This is a genomic window from Sphingobacterium kyonggiense, from assembly GCF_039536825.1.
Taxonomy (GTDB): domain Bacteria; phylum Bacteroidota; class Bacteroidia; order Sphingobacteriales; family Sphingobacteriaceae; genus Sphingobacterium; species Sphingobacterium kyonggiense.
The window spans coordinates 214,982-235,279 of sequence record NZ_BAAAZI010000009.1; the positions used below are offsets into that span (position 1 = coordinate 214,982).

General features: G+C 35.8%; 13 protein-coding genes. 6 read left to right on the plus strand and 7 right to left on the minus strand.

Annotation, left to right across the window (positions count from 1 at the left end; genetic code table 11):
- Positions 1-163: 163 nt before the first annotated feature.
- Together ABD676_RS11635 and ABD676_RS11640 are read right to left on the minus strand one after the other, a co-directional pair.
- Positions 164-1,753 (minus strand): Na+/H+ antiporter, encoded by a 1,590-nt coding sequence (locus ABD676_RS11635; RefSeq protein WP_344674855.1) that lies wholly within the window; start codon positions 1,751-1,753, stop codon positions 164-166.
- A 120-nt stretch (positions 1,754-1,873) separates the two neighbouring features.
- Positions 1,874-3,082, minus strand: coding sequence for an exo-beta-N-acetylmuramidase NamZ family protein (locus tag ABD676_RS11640; protein ID WP_344674856.1), 1,209 nt, complete (start codon positions 3,080-3,082; stop codon positions 1,874-1,876).
- A gap of 172 nt (positions 3,083-3,254) precedes the next feature.
- Here ABD676_RS11640 and ABD676_RS11645 point away from each other — a divergent pair, with 172 nt between their 5' ends.
- Positions 3,255-4,886 (plus strand): ABC-F family ATP-binding cassette domain-containing protein, encoded by a 1,632-nt coding sequence (locus ABD676_RS11645; protein WP_344674857.1) that lies wholly within the window; start codon positions 3,255-3,257, stop codon positions 4,884-4,886.
- 135 nt (positions 4,887-5,021) lie between these two features.
- Here the strand turns inward: ABD676_RS11645 and ABD676_RS11650 are convergent, their stop codons facing one another.
- Positions 5,022-6,302 (minus strand): WG repeat-containing protein, encoded by a 1,281-nt coding sequence (locus ABD676_RS11650; RefSeq protein WP_344674858.1) that lies wholly within the window; start codon positions 6,300-6,302, stop codon positions 5,022-5,024.
- Between the two features lie 705 nt (positions 6,303-7,007).
- On the opposite strand from ABD676_RS11650, the gene ABD676_RS11655 reads away from it, so the two are divergent.
- The 3 genes from ABD676_RS11655 to ABD676_RS11665 are packed head-to-tail and all read left to right on the plus strand — an operon-like array spanning position 7,008 to position 13,096.
- Complete coding sequence (locus ABD676_RS11655; protein ID WP_344674859.1) at positions 7,008-10,013, plus strand: SusC/RagA family TonB-linked outer membrane protein; 3,006 nt, start codon at positions 7,008-7,010, stop codon at positions 10,011-10,013.
- A 19-nt stretch (positions 10,014-10,032) separates the two neighbouring features.
- Positions 10,033-11,562: a RagB/SusD family nutrient uptake outer membrane protein gene (locus ABD676_RS11660; protein WP_344674860.1), complete on the plus strand. Its 1,530-nt coding sequence runs from the start codon at positions 10,033-10,035 to the stop codon at positions 11,560-11,562.
- 31 nt (positions 11,563-11,593) lie between these two features.
- The gene (locus ABD676_RS11665) at positions 11,594-13,096 is read left to right on the plus strand and encodes a DUF4886 domain-containing protein (RefSeq protein WP_344674861.1); all 1,503 of its coding nucleotides are present in this window, start codon (positions 11,594-11,596) and stop codon (positions 13,094-13,096) included.
- Between the two features lie 77 nt (positions 13,097-13,173).
- On the opposite strand, the gene ABD676_RS11670 is transcribed toward ABD676_RS11665, so the two are convergent.
- The 3 genes from ABD676_RS11670 to ABD676_RS11680 all read right to left on the minus strand — a co-directional run bounded on the left by ABD676_RS11670 (position 13,174) and on the right by ABD676_RS11680 (position 16,227).
- A complete protein-coding gene (locus tag ABD676_RS11670) occupies positions 13,174-13,548 on the minus strand; it encodes a nuclear transport factor 2 family protein (RefSeq protein WP_344674862.1) in 375 nt (124 codons plus the stop codon).
- A gap of 5 nt (positions 13,549-13,553) precedes the next feature.
- Entirely contained in the window at positions 13,554-13,772 is a 219-nt protein-coding gene (locus tag ABD676_RS11675; RefSeq protein ID WP_344674863.1) for a hypothetical protein, read from the minus strand.
- 331 nt (positions 13,773-14,103) lie between these two features.
- Positions 14,104-16,227 carry a catalase gene (locus ABD676_RS11680; RefSeq protein ID WP_344674864.1) on the minus strand — a complete coding sequence of 708 codons (2,124 nt, stop codon included), beginning with the start codon at positions 16,225-16,227 and terminating at the stop codon, positions 14,104-14,106.
- 189 nt (positions 16,228-16,416) lie between these two features.
- On the opposite strand from ABD676_RS11680, the gene ABD676_RS11685 reads away from it, so the two are divergent.
- On the plus strand, positions 16,417-17,154 hold the full coding sequence (locus tag ABD676_RS11685; RefSeq protein WP_344674865.1) for an SDR family oxidoreductase: 738 nt from the start codon (positions 16,417-16,419) through the stop codon (positions 17,152-17,154).
- Between the two features lie 373 nt (positions 17,155-17,527).
- Here ABD676_RS11685 and ABD676_RS11690 read toward each other — a convergent pair whose 3' ends face one another.
- A complete protein-coding gene (locus tag ABD676_RS11690) occupies positions 17,528-18,358 on the minus strand; it encodes a hypothetical protein (RefSeq protein WP_344674866.1) in 831 nt (276 codons plus the stop codon).
- Between the two features lie 430 nt (positions 18,359-18,788).
- Here ABD676_RS11690 and ABD676_RS11695 point away from each other — a divergent pair, with 430 nt between their 5' ends.
- A complete protein-coding gene (locus tag ABD676_RS11695) occupies positions 18,789-20,063 on the plus strand; it encodes a DEAD/DEAH box helicase (RefSeq protein ID WP_344674867.1) in 1,275 nt (424 codons plus the stop codon).
- The last annotated feature ends 235 nt before the right edge of the window (positions 20,064-20,298 follow it).

The following is a 20,298-nucleotide window of genomic DNA, read 5'->3' on the forward strand; positions in this document are numbered from 1 at the left end:
ACATGAAAATAATTGGAAATATTAGGGTAAATGTAAAGTAAAGCAGTACTTCATCTGTCCTGAATTTAATGGATAATGAAATGAAAAATCTTCTACCGTAATCAAATCCTTTGCTTAATACTAAATATCAACCTGTAAGAATATATTAAATCATTTACTCACCCTAAACCACCGTCATTCGCTCTTCCTCCAGATCTACCTGATACATTTGCTGCCTAATAAGTTCTTCGCTGTAATAAGAATCCTTATTTAATTCAGCGAGAAACTCTCGTTGAACTTGAAAGATCTCTTTTAGCAATCCTCTACTTGTATCATCTAACCAATTCGAATCCTGTAGATTTGCCTGTTCCTCCCAATGCTTAAGGATTCTTTCTGCTCCAAAATGTCCTTCTGCCGTGGATGCAACTCTAACTTTTAAAAACTCATACACATGATTTTTTAGAGCTGCCTTCATAATCTTTCTGGCTTCTTCATCTTTTGCTTCCTCATCTTCTTGCCCTTGCGCCAACTTGAACTTACCTATTAAATAAGGCAAGGTTAATCCTTGAATTAATAGCGTGAGTAAGATAACAATGAAGGTGATAAACAAGATCATATTACGATAAGGAAAGGCCTCCCCTGAAGGAAGAGTTAAAGGAATAGCCAGAGCTGCAGCGAGCGAAACTACCCCACGCATACCAGTCCAGCCTAATAGAATCGGAATGTACCACCGTCTTCTACTGAATTGATTTTGATGAGCTACCTGAGGCCTAAAAATGATGGTAGCCAACATGGCCGCATATGCACTGATAATACGAGCTAAAATCAACACGCCCGTTATAACTACCCCATATAATACTGCCGTATTAAGCGAAATTCCTTTCGAACGTATCCCTAAAACAATTTCAGGGAGGTCTAATCCAATAATTAAAAACACAATCCCATTCAGTAGAAACACAAAGCTTTCCCAAACATTAGTACTTGCAATTCTACTACTTCCTGATAAGTAGGTTAAGCGTCTGGAGGACATAAACAAACCTCCACTCACCACAGCCAAAACACCTGAACAATGAATTTGCTCAGCAATCCAATACATGAAAAATGGTTCGATTAGTGTTAAGGCAATATCCGATGGAGTATCCGTTGAAAGATGTCGATGAATCAAAATAAAGATATAGCCGACAAAAATACCTACAGCAACCCCACCAAGTAACATCCAAAGGAATTGCAAACCTGCCTCCTGCCAAATAAACTGTCCGGTACCAACTGCTACTAAAGCAAAGCGAAAAATGATTAAAGATGAAGCATCGTTCAATAAGCTCTCGCCTTCCAGAATAGCAGTAGTTGACCTCGGGATTTTGACAAATTTGGTTATGGCTCCTGTGCTAACAGCATCTGGGGGTGAAACTATACCGCCAAGGACAAAACCTAAAGCAATACTGAAGCCTGGTATGAGCTGATTAGAAACAAGAGCGACCAATAAAGCTGTAAAGAAAACCACCAGAAATGCAAAACTCCCAATGATTCTCCACCACTTTTTCATTTCCTTAAACGAAACCGTCCATGCTGCCTCAAATAATAAAGGCGGTAAAACTAAAAAGAAAATAACATCTGGATCTATCCGTATAACAGGTAAACCCGGAATAAAGCTGATTAATAAACCTGCTAAAACTAATAATATAGGATATGCAATTCTTAGTTTTTTGGCCCAAATAGTTAATAAAACGATCAATAAGATCAAGACCAAAATAATTGGCAACAAATGATGCAGCATACGTGTGTGATTTTTCTAAGAATAAATTTAGAGAAATCCATAATCTCTTTAATATATTCTTAGAAAAAAGTAGCTAATTCTTGCTCGCAAGTTATTCCAACAACAAAAAATGCTAAATTCCTATTTATAAAGCAGGTATTTTTTACGCATGGTTTTATACTTGCTTAAGCCTGGTTCCCATGATTTTCGGATCTGCTCTTCGGTCATCCCATTCTTGATTTGCTCTTTAAATTCCGAAACGCCAACCAAGAAATCGATATTTCCAATTTGTCGATGGGAACTTCGATCAAAAAACTTTGCCTTATTCGGATGTTTAGCATATAATTCAATCATCCACTGTAAATTGATTTTTTTAGATTTCACAAGTTTGTTAAGGTCGGTTTGCATTAAATCTAATCCATAACATACCTGATCTTGATATAGTGGATCTTCTGCTCTTCCGGGCATCGATAATGGTGTGAAATTAAAACTGTAGATACCTTTATACATTGGGCCTCCGACACGTGTAAATGGATAATTGGTTCCTCGACCATGATTTAAGGACACCCCTTCAAACAAACAAGTACTTGGATACAATAAGATACTTTCAGGAGTATTCAAATTTGGAGATGGATTTACAGGGAGATTATACAGCATATCGTGCTTATAGTTAGCATTCTTAACCACGCTCAGCTTACATATTAAATTATCAGCTAACCAACCTTCTCCATTCACCATTTGTGCAAACTCTGCAACGGTTAATCCATGTACAATGGGTATTGGAAACTGTCCTATTCCTGACTTATTCTTCATGTCCAATATAGGACCATCAATAAAATAGGCATTTGGATTTGGACGATCTAGAATCATTAACTCCTTACCATGCCGAGCAGCTGATTCCATCACATCACGTAAGACATTGATGTTTGTATAAAATCGACAGCCTACGTCTTGAATGTCATAAATTAGAATATCCACATCCGCCAAATCTTCCTTTGTTGGCTTACTCTTGTTTCCATATAAGGAAATAATCCTAACCCCCGTGTTTTTATCTACCTCATCGCCTACGCTAGTCCCATTACTTGCATTTCCTCGAAAACCATGCTCCGGACCAAAAACCTTCACAACTTGTACGCCTCTTTTGACTAGGCTATCCAATAAATGACTATCGCCAATAATACTTGTTTGATTAGCGATCAAAGCAACACGTTTCCCTTTTAGCTTAGGAATATATTTTTCAGTTTGTTCGGCCCCTGTCCTAATTGAAGCATTGGAATAATGGATTTGGGCAAATATTTCAGTTGGAAATAATAATACAAGAACAAGGATTAATAAGGTTTGATTTTTCATTGTTATGTTTGGTGATTTTAGATTTACAGGTCTAAGATACTGAAAGCTTATGTTTTATCAAAAGTCTTCATGCCTATATCATGCGATTTTATTGTGGAATATAATTATAAATCCAATTGCTTAAACTAAAGCTGAAATAGTATCTTTGCGCCAAAATAAAACCTCGCATATCGTGATAAATGTAAATAACATCTCTGTTTCGTTTGGTGGAACTACCCTATTCTCCGATGTATCCTTTTCCATCAATGAAAATGATAAAATAGCCCTTATGGGTAAAAATGGAGCAGGTAAATCTACCTTATTAAAAATTATTGCTGGAGTTGGAAAACCAACCACGGGAAATGTAACTGGACCTAAAGAGGCAGTTATAGCTTACCTTCCACAGCATTTATTGACAGAGGATCATTTAACCGTATTTGAAGAGACTGCGAAGGCTTTTGATGAAGCCCAGGGAATGCAAAAAGAACTGGAAGAATTAAATGAGCAATTGAATATACGTACGGATTATGAATCCGATGATTACATGAAACTCATTGAAAGAGTCTCCGAGTTGAGCGAAAAATTCTATTCCATCGAAGAGGTTAATTATGATGCTGAAATCGAGAAAGTCTTAAAAGGTTTAGGCTTTGAACGTTCAGACTTCAACAGAATGACTTCTGAATTTTCAGGAGGCTGGCGTATGCGCATTGAATTGGCGAAAATTCTATTGAAGAAACCTGATTTGATCTTATTGGATGAGCCTACGAACCACATGGACATAGAAAGTATTCAGTGGTTAGAGGATTTCTTGGTAAATCAAGCAAAAGCCGTAATCGTCATATCCCACGACCGTGCTTTTGTTGACAACATCACCAATAGAACCATAGAGGTCACTATGGGTAAGATTTATGATTACAGGGCCAAATACAGTCATTATTTAGAATTACGTAAGGAACGTCGTCAGCATCAGCTTAAAGCTTATGAGGAACAACAACGTTTTATTGCAGATAATCAAGAATTCATTGATCGCTTTAAAGGCACCTATTCAAAAACTTTACAGGTACAATCCCGAGTTAAGATGTTGGAGAAACTGGAAATTATCCAAATTGATGAGGTTGATACTTCTGCATTACGATTGAAATTCCCGCCTTCTCCTCGCTCCGGAACCTATCCTGTTATGGTGGAGGACTTATCAAAATCATATGGAGACCATGTTGTATTTAAGAATGCCAATATGGTAATTGAACGCGGACAAAAAGTCGCTTTCGTAGGTAAAAACGGCGAAGGTAAATCTACCATGATCAAAGCTATTATGGGTGAAATAGATTATGAAGGCTCCCTTAAAGTCGGTCACAATGCGAAGATTGGGTATTTCGCACAAAATCAAGCTTCTCTACTGGATGAAGACCTGACTGTTTTTGACACAATAGATCAAATTGCCTTTGGCGATGTACGCGTGAAAATAAAGGACCTCCTAGGAGCTTTTATGTTCAGTGGAGATGATACCACCAAAAAGGTGAAAGTTCTCTCAGGTGGAGAAAAAACACGTCTAGCAATGATCAAATTATTGCTAGAACCAGTAAATGTGCTTATCCTCGATGAGCCAACCAACCATTTGGATATGAAAACCAAAGATATTATCAAAGATGCTTTACAAGACTTTGATGGTACATTGATTTTGGTTTCTCACGATCGTGACTTCTTAGATGGTTTAGCAACAAAAGTATTTGAGTTTGGAAACAAACGCGTTAGAGAACACTTCGAAGACATTAAAGGCTTCTTGGAGTATAAGAAGATGAGTAGCTTGAAGGAAATTGAGAAGTGAGTGGGGAGATGAGATATGTTATGTGAGACGTGAGTTTTGAGATATTAAAAATTCTATACTCATGTACTTATGAATATACCAACAAACAAAGGGCTGTTAAACAATACAGCCCTTTGTTTGTAATAAGTTATTTTTTTAAAATTCTGGAGCTTTAATAATAACCAACCAATTTCCTTTTTCATCCATTAAACCATTGGTTTTTATGATTTTATTATCTACGAATTCACGAAGAGAAGCTAACATTTTTCCATTTGCATAGTCTTTTAATGCTGTATACTTAAAATCTAAAACCACATTTCCTTCCTTATCAACTAAACCATAACTATTACCATGCATGAAGATTCCTTTACCATAATCCACTAATTGTCTTAACGTTTCAGATCCATCATAGGTAACCTCAATGTTTTTATTTGAATAATTAGATTTATAAACACTATCATCGATAAAAACAATTTGTTTAGGAAACTTCACCAATTCCTTGCCAGTAGAATCAATTAATTGAACTGGAGTATAGTAATCTTTTTTTACTAAGGCATAACCCTTATAAAAGTCAGTAGCCCTTTCATAATCTGCAGGGATTACTAATTCACCAGATTTATTAATATAGCCAATTTTCCTATTACGGTTAATAACCAAACCTAATCCTGAATGAAAATCACGAGGTCTAATTGAATAGGTGAAATCAATAATTTGCTTCCCATGAGTATCTATAAATCCCCACAAATTATTTTCATTTGACACCGCTGCTAAGCCTTCAGAAAAACGGGAGACAGCAGTATATTTAGCTGGAATAACTAATTCTAATTTCTTATTCATAAAGCCATCAAGCTTATTTTCATAATCAGAAACTTTAGTTAACCCTTCAGCTGAATAAGGGGGGAAATCAGCATGTGACAAGAATACTGTACTGGCAATAAACATATCACTACTTGAAAATCCACCAGCCTTATCGGGTTTATTCGTGATTAGTTTATAACGTTTCTTATCAAACTTATTAATTACCTCTCCTTTTTCATTAATATAGCCAAACATCCCATCATCAAATTTCACAAAAGTATTATCAGTAATAAAAGACAAACCACTTTTATATTTTCCAGTTCCCAAAATTTTTCCATCAGTATTCATTAGGCTATTGGTCAAATCTTTATTTTTTATTAAAAAAACTGAATTTTTCAAACTGAGGTTTTTTCCTCCTAAAGAATTATTTGTGGAAATTCCATTTGCAAGTTGATCACCTTTAGAATTAAAGATTGCAAATCCTTGATCGGTTTCAATAAAAAATCGGTCATCAACAAATTCAGACTCGATAGCAATCCCTGGCGAAGGGAAATAACCTCTAATAATTTTAGCTTGCGAAAATGCAATTGAACTAAGTAATAAACCGGTAAAAGTTAAAGTAAATGCACGTAATTTCATGTTAATGGCAAATTAGGTTCGAATTAATATATATTATCATCTAATTTAGGAAAATTAAATAGCTAGACATATAACTTTCTCCCCCAATGTAGCTTGATGCTGATGTGTATCCTTTCCAATGATTTAGCTTGCTATTAACTTACTATTTACATGCTTTTTCGCACAACTTTCCTTTGATATTCACAGGGAATTTCCTTGGAACTGATAGGGATCTCTTTCGGATCTCGTACGCTTCTAACCGAACGAGTTCCGAAGGAGATCCGAACAAGTTCCGAAGGAGTTCCGAAAGCGTGTAAAAGGAAACCAGTAGGAAGACTTTTAGATAACAGACAAAAAGCAGTAGAAAATCCAACAAAAATAGAAGAGAAACAGCTAGCATATTCTTATATTCTATAGTTATAATTTTATGAATATTTGCCCACAACCTCAATCAAATAGCTGTATAATTACCCCATTTTACTACATCATTACTACACAATAATATTAGTGTAATTAAAACACTATACACTAAAAATGTATAGGTTAAAAACCTCCATAAATATCTGAACATCAGAGAAATAATTACACTCCACATACATAGTGAGATACCCACTATATACTGATGTAGTAATGTGTAAATAATAAATTTGTTTTAAAACATATACGTCATAATCTTTGTTTAGATAATTAACAAACTATTCTAGTACCAATATAAATCGAAATTACATGAAGCATTTATTTACTCTATTATGTTTCGTGCTTTCTGTACACTTACTTTTTGCACAGAACACGATAACAGGAACTGTAAAGGACGCGAGTACAATGGCGGTAATTGCGGGGGCGACAGTTTCGGTTAAAGGGACAGCAGAAGCTACCCAAACCGATGATGCTGGTAAGTTCAGCATTGAGGCAACAGCTACTGATGTCTTACAAATTGCCTACCTAGGTTACACCGCCCAATCTGTCACCGTTGGTTCCCAAAAAGATTTACAAATTTTCTTAGAAAGTACAGACCAGAAATTGGAAGAAGTGGTTGTCGTTGGTTATGGTACTCAACGTAAAGTAGATTTAACGGGAGCTATTGCTCAAGTTAAAGGGGAAGAGATTGCCAATATGCCTAACACAAACCCAATCAGTTCATTACAAGGTAAAGTGGCGGGCTTAACCATCAGTAACTCTGGTTCTCCTGGTGCAGCACCTACTGTACGGGTTCGTGGTGTTAATAGCACCAACAATTCAAATCCACTATACGTCGTTGATGGTGTTTTGCATGACAACATCGACTTTATCAGTCCTCAGGACATTGAAAGTATGGATGTTTTAAAAGATCCATCTTCCATTGCCATTTACGGACTTCGTGGTGCGAGTGGTGTTATAGCTATTACCTTAAAAAAGGCCGCAAGAGGACAAACTAATGTGAACTTCTCTGGATCTTATGGATTCAATCAAGTTCGAGACCGGATTTCTGTTACTGATGCGGAGGGTTTTAAGAAATTGTATAATATGCAATTGGCAAACCTTGGCTCAGCAGATTTTGATTACAGTGGCTATACGGCAAATACCAATTGGCAGGATTTAATCTTACGCACTGCTTTCAATACCAATAATAACTTAAGTATTAGCAATTCAAGTGAAAAGACCACTACTTACATTAGCCTTGGATACAGTAAACAAGAAGGTGTGGTTAGAAATGGAGATTATGAACGATTTGTAGCTCGCCTAAATGAAGAAATCAGAATTTCTGATCGCATAAAGGTTGGTGGTGATTTATCTGGATCTTACTGGAACATGACTCCTACTAATGTAAGCATTACCAATGCCTTATGGGCAGCACCTATAGTACCTATACAATTTGATGAGAATACCTACTACAGCATGCCTTCTTTCCAAAGAGCACAAGTGGGAAACCCAATGGCAACCTTAAATAGATTGGCAGGGACTTCCCTACCGCGTGGTTACCGTTTTGTAGGAAGCTTATTTGCTGAAATTAGCATTCTAGACAACTTAAAATGGAAATCCACTGTTTATGCTGATTTAGGTTTTAATAACTCTCGTGGTTATACACCTCTCCCATTCCATTATATGAATATTGGTGAAAATGGAGGACAAAACGTGGTAACATTTGATGAAAACCAAAAAACTTCTGTTTCTCAATCTTCAGAAGAATTCAGACGCTTTCAACAGGATCATACATTAACATTTGAGGAAACAATAGATGAGGACCATCGATTGACTGCTGTTGCCGGTATGACCACTGTTTATAATGATCAAACGGGAATGAATGGTTCTCGAAGAGATACTACATTAAATGTTCCGAACAACCCTGATCTATGGTATTGGAATATTATCAACCAAACCAGTAATCCACAGGGTTCATACAGTGGTTATGGTTCAAAGAGCAGTATCATTGGTGCATTTGCCCGTGTTAACTATGCTTTCCAAGATAAGTATTTAGTAAATGCCACTGTGCGTCGTGATGGTAGTTCTAAATTTGCTCCTAAAAATCGTTGGGGAACATTTGGTTCAATAGGTTTAGGATGGGTACTTTCTGAAGAAAACTTTTTCAAGAATGTGGAGAAGATTAATTTCATGAAACTACGCTTCGCTTGGGGGATGATTGGAAATCAGAATGGTGTACCAGATTTCATCTACCTACCAGGAGTACGAAACTCTGCGACCGCTATCTTTGGCGATAATGTCTATACATCAGTAGAGGCTAAATTAATCCCTGACCCTAATTTACACTGGGAAGTCGTTCGAGGAATGGATTTAGGTTTAGAAATCAAAGCATTTGAAAACAAACTAAGTGCTGAATTCAATCTATATGACCGTACAACGTCTGATATTTTAACTTCCTTTTTAGCACCTGGGCAATCTATTCCTTACTTTTCCAACTTAGGAAAGATTACCAATAAGGGTATTGAAACAACATTAGGTTGGAACAATAGCTTTGGCGACTGGAAATACAGTGTCAGTGCAAACTACAGTTTCAACAAAAACGTCGTGAATTCTATTGGAGAAAACATAGATTTCCAAATCTTAGGTAATAATGGAGCCAACGTAACGGAATCAGGTCAATCGATTGGATATTTTTACGGATACAAACAAGCAGGTATTTATCAAACGGCTAATGAGGTAGCCAATACTCCTTCCATGCCGAATTCATTGCCTGGAGACATCAAATACGAAGATATTAATAACGATGGCAAAATAGATCCAGAGGATCGTACTTACTTAGGAACCCCTTTCCCTCCACATATTTTTGGATTGAATTTCAATTTAAGTTATAAGGGAATTGACTTACAATTGGAAGGAAATGGTGTTGCTGGAAATAAAATCTATGCTATTCGTAGAACAAGTAATTTTGCTCCATTAAACTATGAAACCAATCGTTTAGATGCATGGACAGGTCCAGGCAGCAGTAATGTTGAACCTATCCTAGACAACAGCCGTGGAAACAATTACCTTTTCAGTAACTACTTTTTGGAGCCAGGTGATTATTTCCGAATCAGGACAGTTCAAATTGGTTATAACTTGCCGAATACCATCTTTGGTGATTCATTCGTCAAAAAAGCAAGGATATTCTTTAATGCCCAAAACTTAAAGACTTGGAGTAAGGTAACAGGATTCTCACCAGAGGCTTCTATTGGTAGCATCACAGCTGGTGGAGTGGACAATGGTTCATATCCAGTTCCTGCAACTTATACTTTCGGAGTAAATTTTGGTTTTTAATTATTAAATGAGATTAGTTATGTCAAATTATATAAAATTTACCCTCTTAGCAGCTGTATCTATGATACTGTGGAGTGGATGTTCCAAATTTCTTGATACGCAGCCTCAAGGAGAATATACAGAAGATAATTACCCCTATCCGGCTGGTGGAGGTCCCTTTGATAGCTACCTGTTCGGTGCATATAATGAATTAAGAAGTTATAATATCCATGTTGATGGATTCGTCAATGCATTTTCTATTCGTAGTGATGATGCCGACAAAGGTAGTACAGCTTCTGACGGTGGAGCAGATGTAATTTCTATGGATAATTTCCCGGTGTTACCAAGTTCTGGTCGTGCAAACGCTTTATGGACAGGACATTTTGGTCTTATCAATAAATGTAATACAGCTATTAGTTTTATCGATAGTGTTGGTGAAAGTGTAGGCACTGAGGAATTAAGATTACAAGGAATTGCAGAAATGCGTTTCTTAAGAGGATATGCATATTTCAATTTAGTGCGTTTATTTGGCCGTGTACCAAAAATGGACAAGAAAATTGAAAATGTAAGTTCACCAGTTAACATTCCTCAAAGTACCGCCGCTGAAATCTATACTTTTATTGAAGAAGATCTAAAGTATGCGATTCAATATTTACCTCCTTCTTGGGATGCTAAATTCAATGGTCGTGTTACCAAAGGAGCAGCTAATGGCATACTAGCAAAAGTTTACTTACAACAACATAAGTGGCAACAAGCTTATGATGCAGCGAACTTGGTCAGAAATTCAGGTCAATATGATCTTTCAGTGGATTATAACAAGATCTTTAGTGAAGAAGGAGAAAATACGAAAGAATCCGTTTTTGAAATTCAAGCTACAGCATCTCCTGCTGTTACGCAGGCAAATGGAATACAATACGCGAGCTTACAAGGTGTTCGTGGTTCGAATAACTGGAATTTAGGTTGGGGTTGGAATACACCAAGTGAATCATTAGAGGCAGCTTATGAAGCCGGAGATCCTAGAAAAGCAAGGACTATTCTATATTCAAGTACTTCGACAGTAAAGAATAAATCCATTTTTGGTGAGGATATGCCTATTTATCCAACGGATGTTCCAAATCCAAGGTATAATCATAAAGTATTGAGTAGTCCAAACCTTAGAAATACAATCAGTAGAGGATCTTGGTGGATGAATGTTAGAATATTACGTTACGCTGATGTTGTCCTAATGTTTGCAGAAGCAGCCAATGAATTAGGTAAATCTGAAGAAGCGCGTACAGCTGTGAATGAAATTCGTGAAAGAGCTAGAAGAGGTGCTGCAGCAGGTATTCTACCAGACATTACAGAAACTGATCAGGCAAGTCTAAGAACCAGAATAAGACAAGAGCGTCGAGTAGAATTAGGTATGGAACACGATCGTTTCTTTGATTTGGTTCGTTGGGGAACTGCGCAAACAGCTTTACATGCTGCAGGAAAAACAAACTTTCAAAATAGCCGAGATGTCTTGTTACCAATACCGCAGACACAAATCGACTTAAGTAAGAATTTATTGACTCAAAATCCAGGTTATTAAACCAGCGATTTAACTTAATACTTAAGAAATTATGAATACGATATATCATAAACTAAAATATGGATTAGCGGTCCTAATGGTCCTAACGCTTTTCTTCTCTTGTTCCAAGGATGGGAATCCAAATAAAATTGGACCTGCTGATCTGACTGGACAACAAGGTGGTTCTAATGATGGTGTGATCCGAATCTTAGCAATAGGAAATAGCTTCTCCGAAGATGCTATTGAAACCCATTTATACAACCTAGCAAAAGAAGCTGGCAAAACCGTTATTATAGGCAATCTTTATATTGGTGGGGCTTCATTAGAACAACATAAATTGAATGTTGAAAAGAATGCCTCTATTTACTCTTACCGCAAGATAGGAACTGATGGCGTTAAACGAACATTTGAAAAAACATCCATTAAAACAGCCCTAGCTGATGAACATTGGGATTATATTTCTTTTCAACAAGTCAGTCAGAATTCAGGACAATTAGAAACTGTTCAAGCTGCATTACCTACCGTATTTAATTTTGTCAAAGAAAATGTGTTGAATCAAAATGTTAAATACATTTATCATCAAACATGGGCATATGCTCAAAATTCGACACATTCTGGATTTGCCAATTACGATAAGGATCAAATGAAAATGTACCAAGCCATAGTTGATGTATCCCAAAAGGTAAAAAATATCGTACCTGTTGATATCATTATTCCTGCAGGAACAGCTATTCAAAATGGAAGAACTTCTGTTGTTGGAGATAATTTCACAAGAGACGGCTACCATTTGACCATTCCTATGGGACGTTTTACGGCTGCATGCACATGGTTTGAAACCTTATTTGGTCAATCTGCTGTTGGCATGGCTTATAAACCTGAAGGTTTATCTGCTTTTGAGATTAGTATTGCACAGAATGCAGCGCACATGGCGGTACTAAAACCATATGAAGTCACTACAATGACAGATTTCCAAGGAGGTGCAGGTGGACCATTGACAAGTGCCGTGTTAATTGATTTTGGAAATAATACACCTTCCGAAAGATGGAATCAAGTCAATTCATTCTTAGCAGGAACACAGATCAACATGAAAGATAGTTTGGGTTCTTATGTAGGCATCAAATTAAGTCTTATAGAGCGATTTAACGGAGTTAATGCAGATGGGCCCACAACTACTAACACTCCTTTAAATATGCCAGCTACCGTCTCCAAATACTCGTATTTTGGAAATTCCAAGGGTGCATTTGGAGGAATGACAATTAAACAATCTGTATTTGAGCTGACAGGTTTAGATAAAAACCTTACTTATAGCATTTCATTCTTTGGAGCTAGAGGTAATGTTTCGGATAATAGAGAAACAAAATACATTTGTACCGGAACCAATGAAGTTTCAGTAGCATTAAACACCTCAAGTAATACCAATAAAATTGTTGTTGCTAAAGGTGTTAAACCTGATGCTTCTGGAAAAATAAAGGTTACCGTAACTTCTGGAGAAAACAATAATAATGGAACAGGATTCTATTATATTTCTGCAGTTAGGCTGATGTCATCAAATTAAACAGTTAATATATAATTATAAAAGGACCGCCAATTGGTGGTCCTTTTAATTTTAATGAGGATATAAAAATTTAGAATCTATTGCTGGGCTTGATTTTCTACTTCCGTATGAAGGATACATTTCCATTCCTCATTCTTTTTAACCCAAGTAGAGGTACAAGAGCAAATAGATCGTTGTGTATTTCCTTCCATTCCAGTTTCCATCTCAATTTCATAAGCAATAACTGCTGTATCACTTGATAATTTCTTTTCCACAACATGATCGATATTCAAGATTTTAATCTTGTAATCCTTGCCTTGCTCAAATAGCTTTTTAAATGTTATTTCATCAACTTCACGAACACCATTTTTACTGGCAACAATACATGGAAATTCAGTTAGCTGACTTACAATTTCATAATCGTAAGATTCCATGCCTTTCCAATATGCCTTTTCTTTTTCTAATATTTCCATCAGGATTATTTATTTAGTTGTTCTTTAAATCGTTGCAATTCTTGGTCTATATATTCCGGCCACTGTTGCAAACCTTCGCGGATAACCTTCTCTCCTATTGTTGGATCTTCTGCATTGGACTTCTCTTTAGCTTCTACTTGTAGGCGATCCAAGTATATTTGATCAGGCTTCTTGGTTAACTCGTTCGAGTTTTTATTCATTTCCGGATTAATTTCCATATTCATATTCTTTTTGTTTATCTAAGAAACAATCTCAAGAAGGAACTTGTTTTTATTAAAATGGAATGTTCGGAAATATTAAAAAAATGATAAAAAAATTTTAAAAACATAAGAACTATTTTGAGCTTAGTTGATTCAATATTTAAATATACTACTACAAACAGTTTCGTATTGTCAGTAAAAGAAATTACAATCCGCTTTGTAATGGACTAACAATGCCCTAAGACAGGTTAGGGCATTGTTATTATTTAGAACCATACTAAGTATCATCAAATATCCAGAGATACTAAAAAGGCATTAAATTGATATATTTAATGCCTTTCCATTTTATATTAAATTATACTGCGACTTTTCGAGCTTTTTCTCTGTCCCAAATTCGGTGACCTTTCATGATATAAATAAAATCTTTAACCATATTTCCTTGAGATTCTAAGATTACTCCTTTATCCTTTTTCTCATTATTGAAAAGACTTTTATCGATCAACTCTTCTGCGCCTTTTGCAAACGCTAAAGCTTTGCAATGACGGAATGCTTCATTTATAAATTGAAAATAATCAGGTTCTTGAGAAAGAACAGCAATGGAATCACCATCAGGCGTATAACAAGCATCGTAGCATACAGAGGCTTCTGTTAAATATGAAAATTGTACTAATTCTTCCGAACCGTCATTATATTTGAGGTTACCGACATGGGTGGAAATCAAGACTGCATGTGCTCCTTCTTTCTGAAGGGCATTCCGCATAAGATCCACGCTTTTCTTATTTACTCCATCTGCAACTAAAATAGCTACCTTTCTAGATTTGATGGTTCCCTCTTCCGGATTAATCGCCATACTTAATGCTGAAGATTTAGTAATTTCTGGTTTAGGTGCCTTAATAGGATACTTTTCAAAGTTTTGTCGAGCAAACTGTAAAGTTAAAGGATCCAATTCTTTTGGCGGTTCTATACCTAGATTAACTCCGACCTGCTTAGCCAAGTTAGGATCAATTTGATTTAAAATAGCTAACTCACGTTTTCGAACATTAAGGTCCTTTACTTTGGATAATTCAAAACTATAGGCATTAATAATATGTTCTTTTTCATATTCAGACTGCGATTGAAAGAAAAGTCTTGCTTGTGTAAAGTGATCTGCAAAAGAAGGCGATCTACCTCTTATTTTTTTAGCATCAATCTTCTCAGAATGAGATTCAAATCCTTTTTCTCCCTTTAACATGGCATGATATGGGCAACCTTCTGCAAGACTATTTGGAAAATAAGAAACATTTCCTTTTAATATATCCTGTCTTCCAAAACCATCTTTTTGATTATTGAATTTACCATTGACTGGTCTATTGATTGGAAGTTCATGGAAGTTAGGACCTCCTAATCTGTAGTTTTGCGTATCAGCATAGGAAAATACCCTACCTTGTAAAAGTGGATCATTACTAAAATCTATCCCTGGAACCAGTCTTCCTGGATCAAAAGCTATTTGTTCTGTTTCTGCGAAGAAATTCTCAGGATTACGATTAAGAGTCATTGTACCAATTATTTTTAATGGTACTAATTCTTCAGGAATAATCTTAGTAGGATCTAATAGATCAAAGGAGAATTTCATTTCATCCTCCTCTGGAATTAATTGAACTGCTAAATCCCACTGTGGAAAATCACCTTTTTCAATAGCCTCCCATAGGTCACGTCTATGAAAGTCTGCATCGTATCCAGATATTTTTTGTGCTTCCTGCCAAGCAACAGAATGCACGCCTAAGCGAGGTTTCCAATGAAATTTTACAAAAGTTGCTTTTCCTTGATCATTTAAAAACTTAAAGGTGTGCACTCCAAAACCTTCCATCATTCGTAATGAACGTGGAATTGCACGATCAGACATCAACCATAATGACATGTGTGCTGATTCAGGCATTAAAGAAATAAAATCCCAAAAAGTATCATGTGCTGAGGCAGCTTGCGGCATTTCGTTATTAGGTTCAGGTTTTACAGCATGAACAACATCTGGAAATTGCATAGCATCCTGAATAAAAAATACTGGAATATTATTTCCCACTAAATCATAATTCCCTTCTTCCGTATAAAACTTAACAGAAAACCCACGAACATCTCTAGCCAAATCAGTAGATCCTTTAAATCCTGCAACAGTCGAGAAGCGAGCAAACAAAGGGGTTACAGTACCTTTCTGAAGAAATTTTGCTCTCGTTATACTGGAAATATCCGCGGTAGCTTCAAATATTCCATGTGCGCCAGATCCCCTAGCATGCACTACCCGTTCTGGAATTCGCTCTCGATCAAAATGGGCAAGTTTATCTTGGTAAATAAAATCCTCTAATAAAGAGGGTCCCCTATCACCTGCCTTCAATGTATTATTGTTATCATGAATCAGAACTCCATCATTGCTGGTCATTCCTTTATCGGCATTATTAACAAGATGCTGATCAATCTGCTTGGTTTTTTTGTTTTCCTTTGATTTCATGTCCTAAATACTTTTTAAAACTTTATTTGAATTTCGGTTGACTAATTGCCCTATAAACAGTATAACAATAGATTTAGTTTGACTATTTTTTTAGTTTCAAGAATATTTAATAACAATTCATGTTCAACCATATAGCTGATTACTTGTTAACCATAAAAGCAGAATTGGATAAATTAAAAAAATCACTACATGAGGATAAAAGAAAATGTACAAGTATTTATTACAGGTGGAACATCAGGAATTGGTAAAGCGATTTGCCTGTTCTTATTGGAAAAAGGTTATAAAGTTTTTATAATAGGTCGTAATCCTAACAAATTAAAAAAACTACAGGAGGAAGTGAAAGTTTTAGGTTTAGAAGATTCATTTAATGGTGAATTATTAGATCTTGAGAATTTAGAACATGTAAAGGAGCGTATGCCGAAGATCTGGAATCAATATGGTCCGTTTCATGTCCTAATAAACAATGCTGCTGTAGGTTTTGGTGGTATAAAAGGATGTGATTATATGCAACTATTTGAAATGATACGTATAAACCTAAATGCGTATTTATATTTAGCTGGATATTTCTCCCAACAAATGCAACAAGACTCCTTATCTGGTGATATCATAAATATAGGTTCTATGAGTGCCGATAGTAGAGAAGCGGGCAGTACAGGATATGTAGCTAGTAAAAGTGCTGTCCAGGGTTTTACAGAGTCCCTGCGCAAAGAAGTAAATCCTTTGGATATCCGAGTGTGTTTAATAGAACCGGCTGCTGTGAGTACCGGAATGCAGAACATGAGTGAAAAGAAAAAGATTGAAAAAATAAAACAACAAGAAATGCTTGCTGCTGAAGATTTGGCAAAGTTGGTATATTTTATTTTACAACAGGATCGGAGAATTACATTTCCAGAGATAAAAATAAAAGCGCTAAAGCAGATTATTTAATAGCGTTTTTAATTCAATTGCATGGTCATGAAAATTGGATTTTTATTTAGGAATGGACTTTCAATTTAAAATATCTTTAAGGTTTTTGCTCTCTTATTATCAAAACAATAGCCATAAATGCTCACAGAAATAAAGCATATTAAACTATTAATTATATAAAAAGATTAGCCACCCTCATGTCAACTTTATTTTTGCTTACCTTAATTTTAAGTTCTTATAATAAGGACGATAATAACAACGATCCACAAGGAGTACCTCATAAAGTTCAATACAAAATCATTGGTTCTAATGGTGTAAATATTACAACTATAGTTTATATGAAAGGTAAAATCGTTGGGCTTTTATTATGCTGTTTATATTTCAAGCGAAGGATTTATTCATAACCTCCGTTTAACATGAGGTGGACATTCATTTTGCCCTGATCATGCCATTTTACCCAATCATCCAGTAATTTATCACCCTCATAATGATACGGTTCATTACTGATTCTAGCCCAATCACCTTCCACAGACAAAACCCTAAAGTTTGTTTCCTGTTTTGCTAAAGCTATTTGTTTACCATTAGGCTGATCAAAAATTGGCAAATCTTTCGGTAAGGAAATTAAAAAGGCGCGCATTAATGCCTGTGGCCATGTTTCATAGAAAAACCAATTGTTATTCTTCGAATCAACAAAATTTGGGTCGAAAAAGGCAATACCATCCTTATCTTCCTCCCGAATATTATTGTTATCATCAATTTTAATGACGCTACTTTCTTTTGTCTCCTCATTGATTAACACAACGATAGCATTGTCCATTTTTTTGACGACACGAAAAATCAAATATGGACGAAAGCGAATCAAACCCATTTGCACATGACTTTCAGCCTCTTTATCAGAATCCCCCAAATTCATTTCATAAGGTTTCAAGCGATTACCTAAAGTATTGGTTTTAAAATCACCTTTTCCCATATTTGGACCTGATTTTATTTCGACAAATTTTAAGGTATCATAAGCTACTGTGTCATGCTCTGTTGCAAATAATGGTAAAGGATGATTCAGATTGAAATATATCAACCCCTCACCTATTATAGAATCTACACGAGGAAGTTCTACCTTACTTTTATTTACTTTTGTCATACCTTCAGAGCCTCCATAACAACTTATATTACAAAATATTACCACAGATAAACTAAATAAACAGAAAGCCTTAATAATCTTTTTCATAATCATTACTTATTTAAATAATAGCAATTTATCTTTAGCTAAATCATATTCATATAATTAACTATTTTCCGGATTAATATATAACTATTGCACTGTCGAAGCATTCTCTTCTAATTCTTCAAGGACTAATTGTAATCGGGAATAATTAATCTTGTTTTTTTAACGTCATCTATATGAAATACCCAGGTAATGTTCATGTCCTTTACGTTCTGTTTTATGAGGTCCTGATTACTGTATGCAAGGTAATATATCACCCAATACTTATGGTTTAAAAACGATAAAATTTAAAACTTGTTTCTATTTGATTTGTAGAAATGAATATCTGTGGCGAATAAGGGCTAAGTAGTGTAGCTTTTATCCATAATAGCATCATTCATCAGTATTATTTTAATTAACTTTGTCGATTCATATTCATCATAATTATTCAGCCGTGTCTTTAGATAAACTAAAACTTAGCAAGCGTCTACTTTCTAACATGAAGGAATTAGGGTTTTATAGTGCCAAGGAATTCCAATTAAAAACATTGTCTCGTATTATTGGAGGTCACAGTGTGCTTGGAATTGCGCCAGAGGGTGCAGGTAAAACCACGACTTATGTGTTGGGTGTTTTAAGTCGATTAAAATATACCGATGACGAAGCTCCAAAGGTTTTGGTATTGGCACCAAATGAGGAACGCATTAGCGAGATTATCGAGCGCTTTTATGCCGTAAGTCAAAACAAGGAACTTCATATCATGGGTCTCAAGCCTAGTGGTAGCATGGAAGAGGAAATTGAAGGTTTGGTACGCGGGGTTGATATTGTGGTTGCTACACCAAACCGTGCCCGTATGGTTTACCTTAAACTGGGCTTAAATTTGAACCGCATTCAAACCTTTGTTATTGATGATGCTGAAGAAATTGTAAAACAGGGTATGCAAACCAATGTGCGCGAATTGGCGCAAAGCTGCGGCGATGTGCAATACCTGTGCTTTAGTACAGTCGACCATGAGAAACTACACCTCATGATCGATCCATTTATGCCATTCGCGACCGTCATCGAAGTCGATGAACTGGCAGAAGAAGTGATTGAAACGCATGAACTAATGCTCTATCAAGTACCCAATTTCACCACCAAAATCAATTTATTCAATGATTTGATGGATGATAAGGAAGTATTTGACAAAGTAGTGGTGTTCGTTAATACAGAACATACAGCGCAAAAACTTTTAGAGCGATTACATGTACCAAAAGCTGAAGCTGCGGTATTAAATCCTAGCAATCCTCAAATCAAAGCCATTGAGGACATCAACATCTTCAAACAAATGCCTGATTGCCGTATCCTGATCGTTGCTAATGAAAATAACCGCGATTTGGATTTAGCGGGTATTCCTTTCCTGTTTCATTTTGAAATCCCAGAAATTAAGGAAGAATTTATCAGCCATGTGCTTAAAACCAATGAGGACGAATCTTTTGCGATAACCTTCGCTACAGACTTGGAATTACCTGCGTTACGAAAAATCGAACAGAATCTAGGTAAAAAAATCCCTGTTTCTCCCCTTCCTGACAATTTAATTATCTATAATCCAGCTGAAAACCCAAAAGAAAAAGTCGTAATCGAAGAATCTCAAGGCGGTGCTTTCCATAAAAAGAAGGATAGTAACAATAAGAATTACAATTATGGAAGTGGCTTAAAAGCTAAAATGACGAAAAAAAATAAAAGAAGATAGGTTCTAATCTACTTATTAAAGTCTTTACAATATTCCCATCCTAATACGTTTAGCCTCTCTGGTTAAACGTATTTTGTTTTTAGTATTCCTACTATTTTCCTCGTATTTAAGTAAATATTTGGCCGAATTTCCTTTTACACTCTAACGGATTAAGTACGGATTTGATAGGGATCTCGTTCGGATCTCGTTCGCTTCTAACCGAACGAGATCCGAAGGAGATCCGAACAAGTTCCGA

Bases quoted from the DNA above. Each gene is read 5' to 3' on its own strand.
- ABD676_RS11635 (WP_344674855.1), bottom strand. From the start codon at position 1,753: ATGCTGCATCATTTGTTGCCAATTATTTTGGTCTTGATCTTATTGATC.
- ABD676_RS11640 (WP_344674856.1), bottom strand. From the start codon at position 3,082: ATGAAAAATCAAACCTTATTAATCCTTGTTCTTGTATTATTATTTCCA.
- ABD676_RS11650 (WP_344674858.1), bottom strand. From the start codon at position 6,302: ATGAAATTACGTGCATTTACTTTAACTTTTACCGGTTTATTACTTAGT.
- ABD676_RS11655 (WP_344674859.1), top strand. From the start codon at position 7,008: ATGAAGCATTTATTTACTCTATTATGTTTCGTGCTTTCTGTACACTTA.
- ABD676_RS11660 (WP_344674860.1), top strand. From the start codon at position 10,033: ATGTCAAATTATATAAAATTTACCCTCTTAGCAGCTGTATCTATGATA.
- ABD676_RS11665 (WP_344674861.1), top strand. From the start codon at position 11,594: ATGAATACGATATATCATAAACTAAAATATGGATTAGCGGTCCTAATG.
- ABD676_RS11670 (WP_344674862.1), bottom strand. From the start codon at position 13,548: ATGGAAATATTAGAAAAAGAAAAGGCATATTGGAAAGGCATGGAATCT.
- ABD676_RS11675 (WP_344674863.1), bottom strand. From the start codon at position 13,772: ATGAATATGGAAATTAATCCGGAAATGAATAAAAACTCGAACGAGTTA.
- ABD676_RS11680 (WP_344674864.1), bottom strand. From the start codon at position 16,227: ATGAAATCAAAGGAAAACAAAAAAACCAAGCAGATTGATCAGCATCTT.
- ABD676_RS11685 (WP_344674865.1), top strand. From the start codon at position 16,417: ATGAGGATAAAAGAAAATGTACAAGTATTTATTACAGGTGGAACATCA.
- ABD676_RS11690 (WP_344674866.1), bottom strand. From the start codon at position 18,358: ATGAAAAAGATTATTAAGGCTTTCTGTTTATTTAGTTTATCTGTGGTA.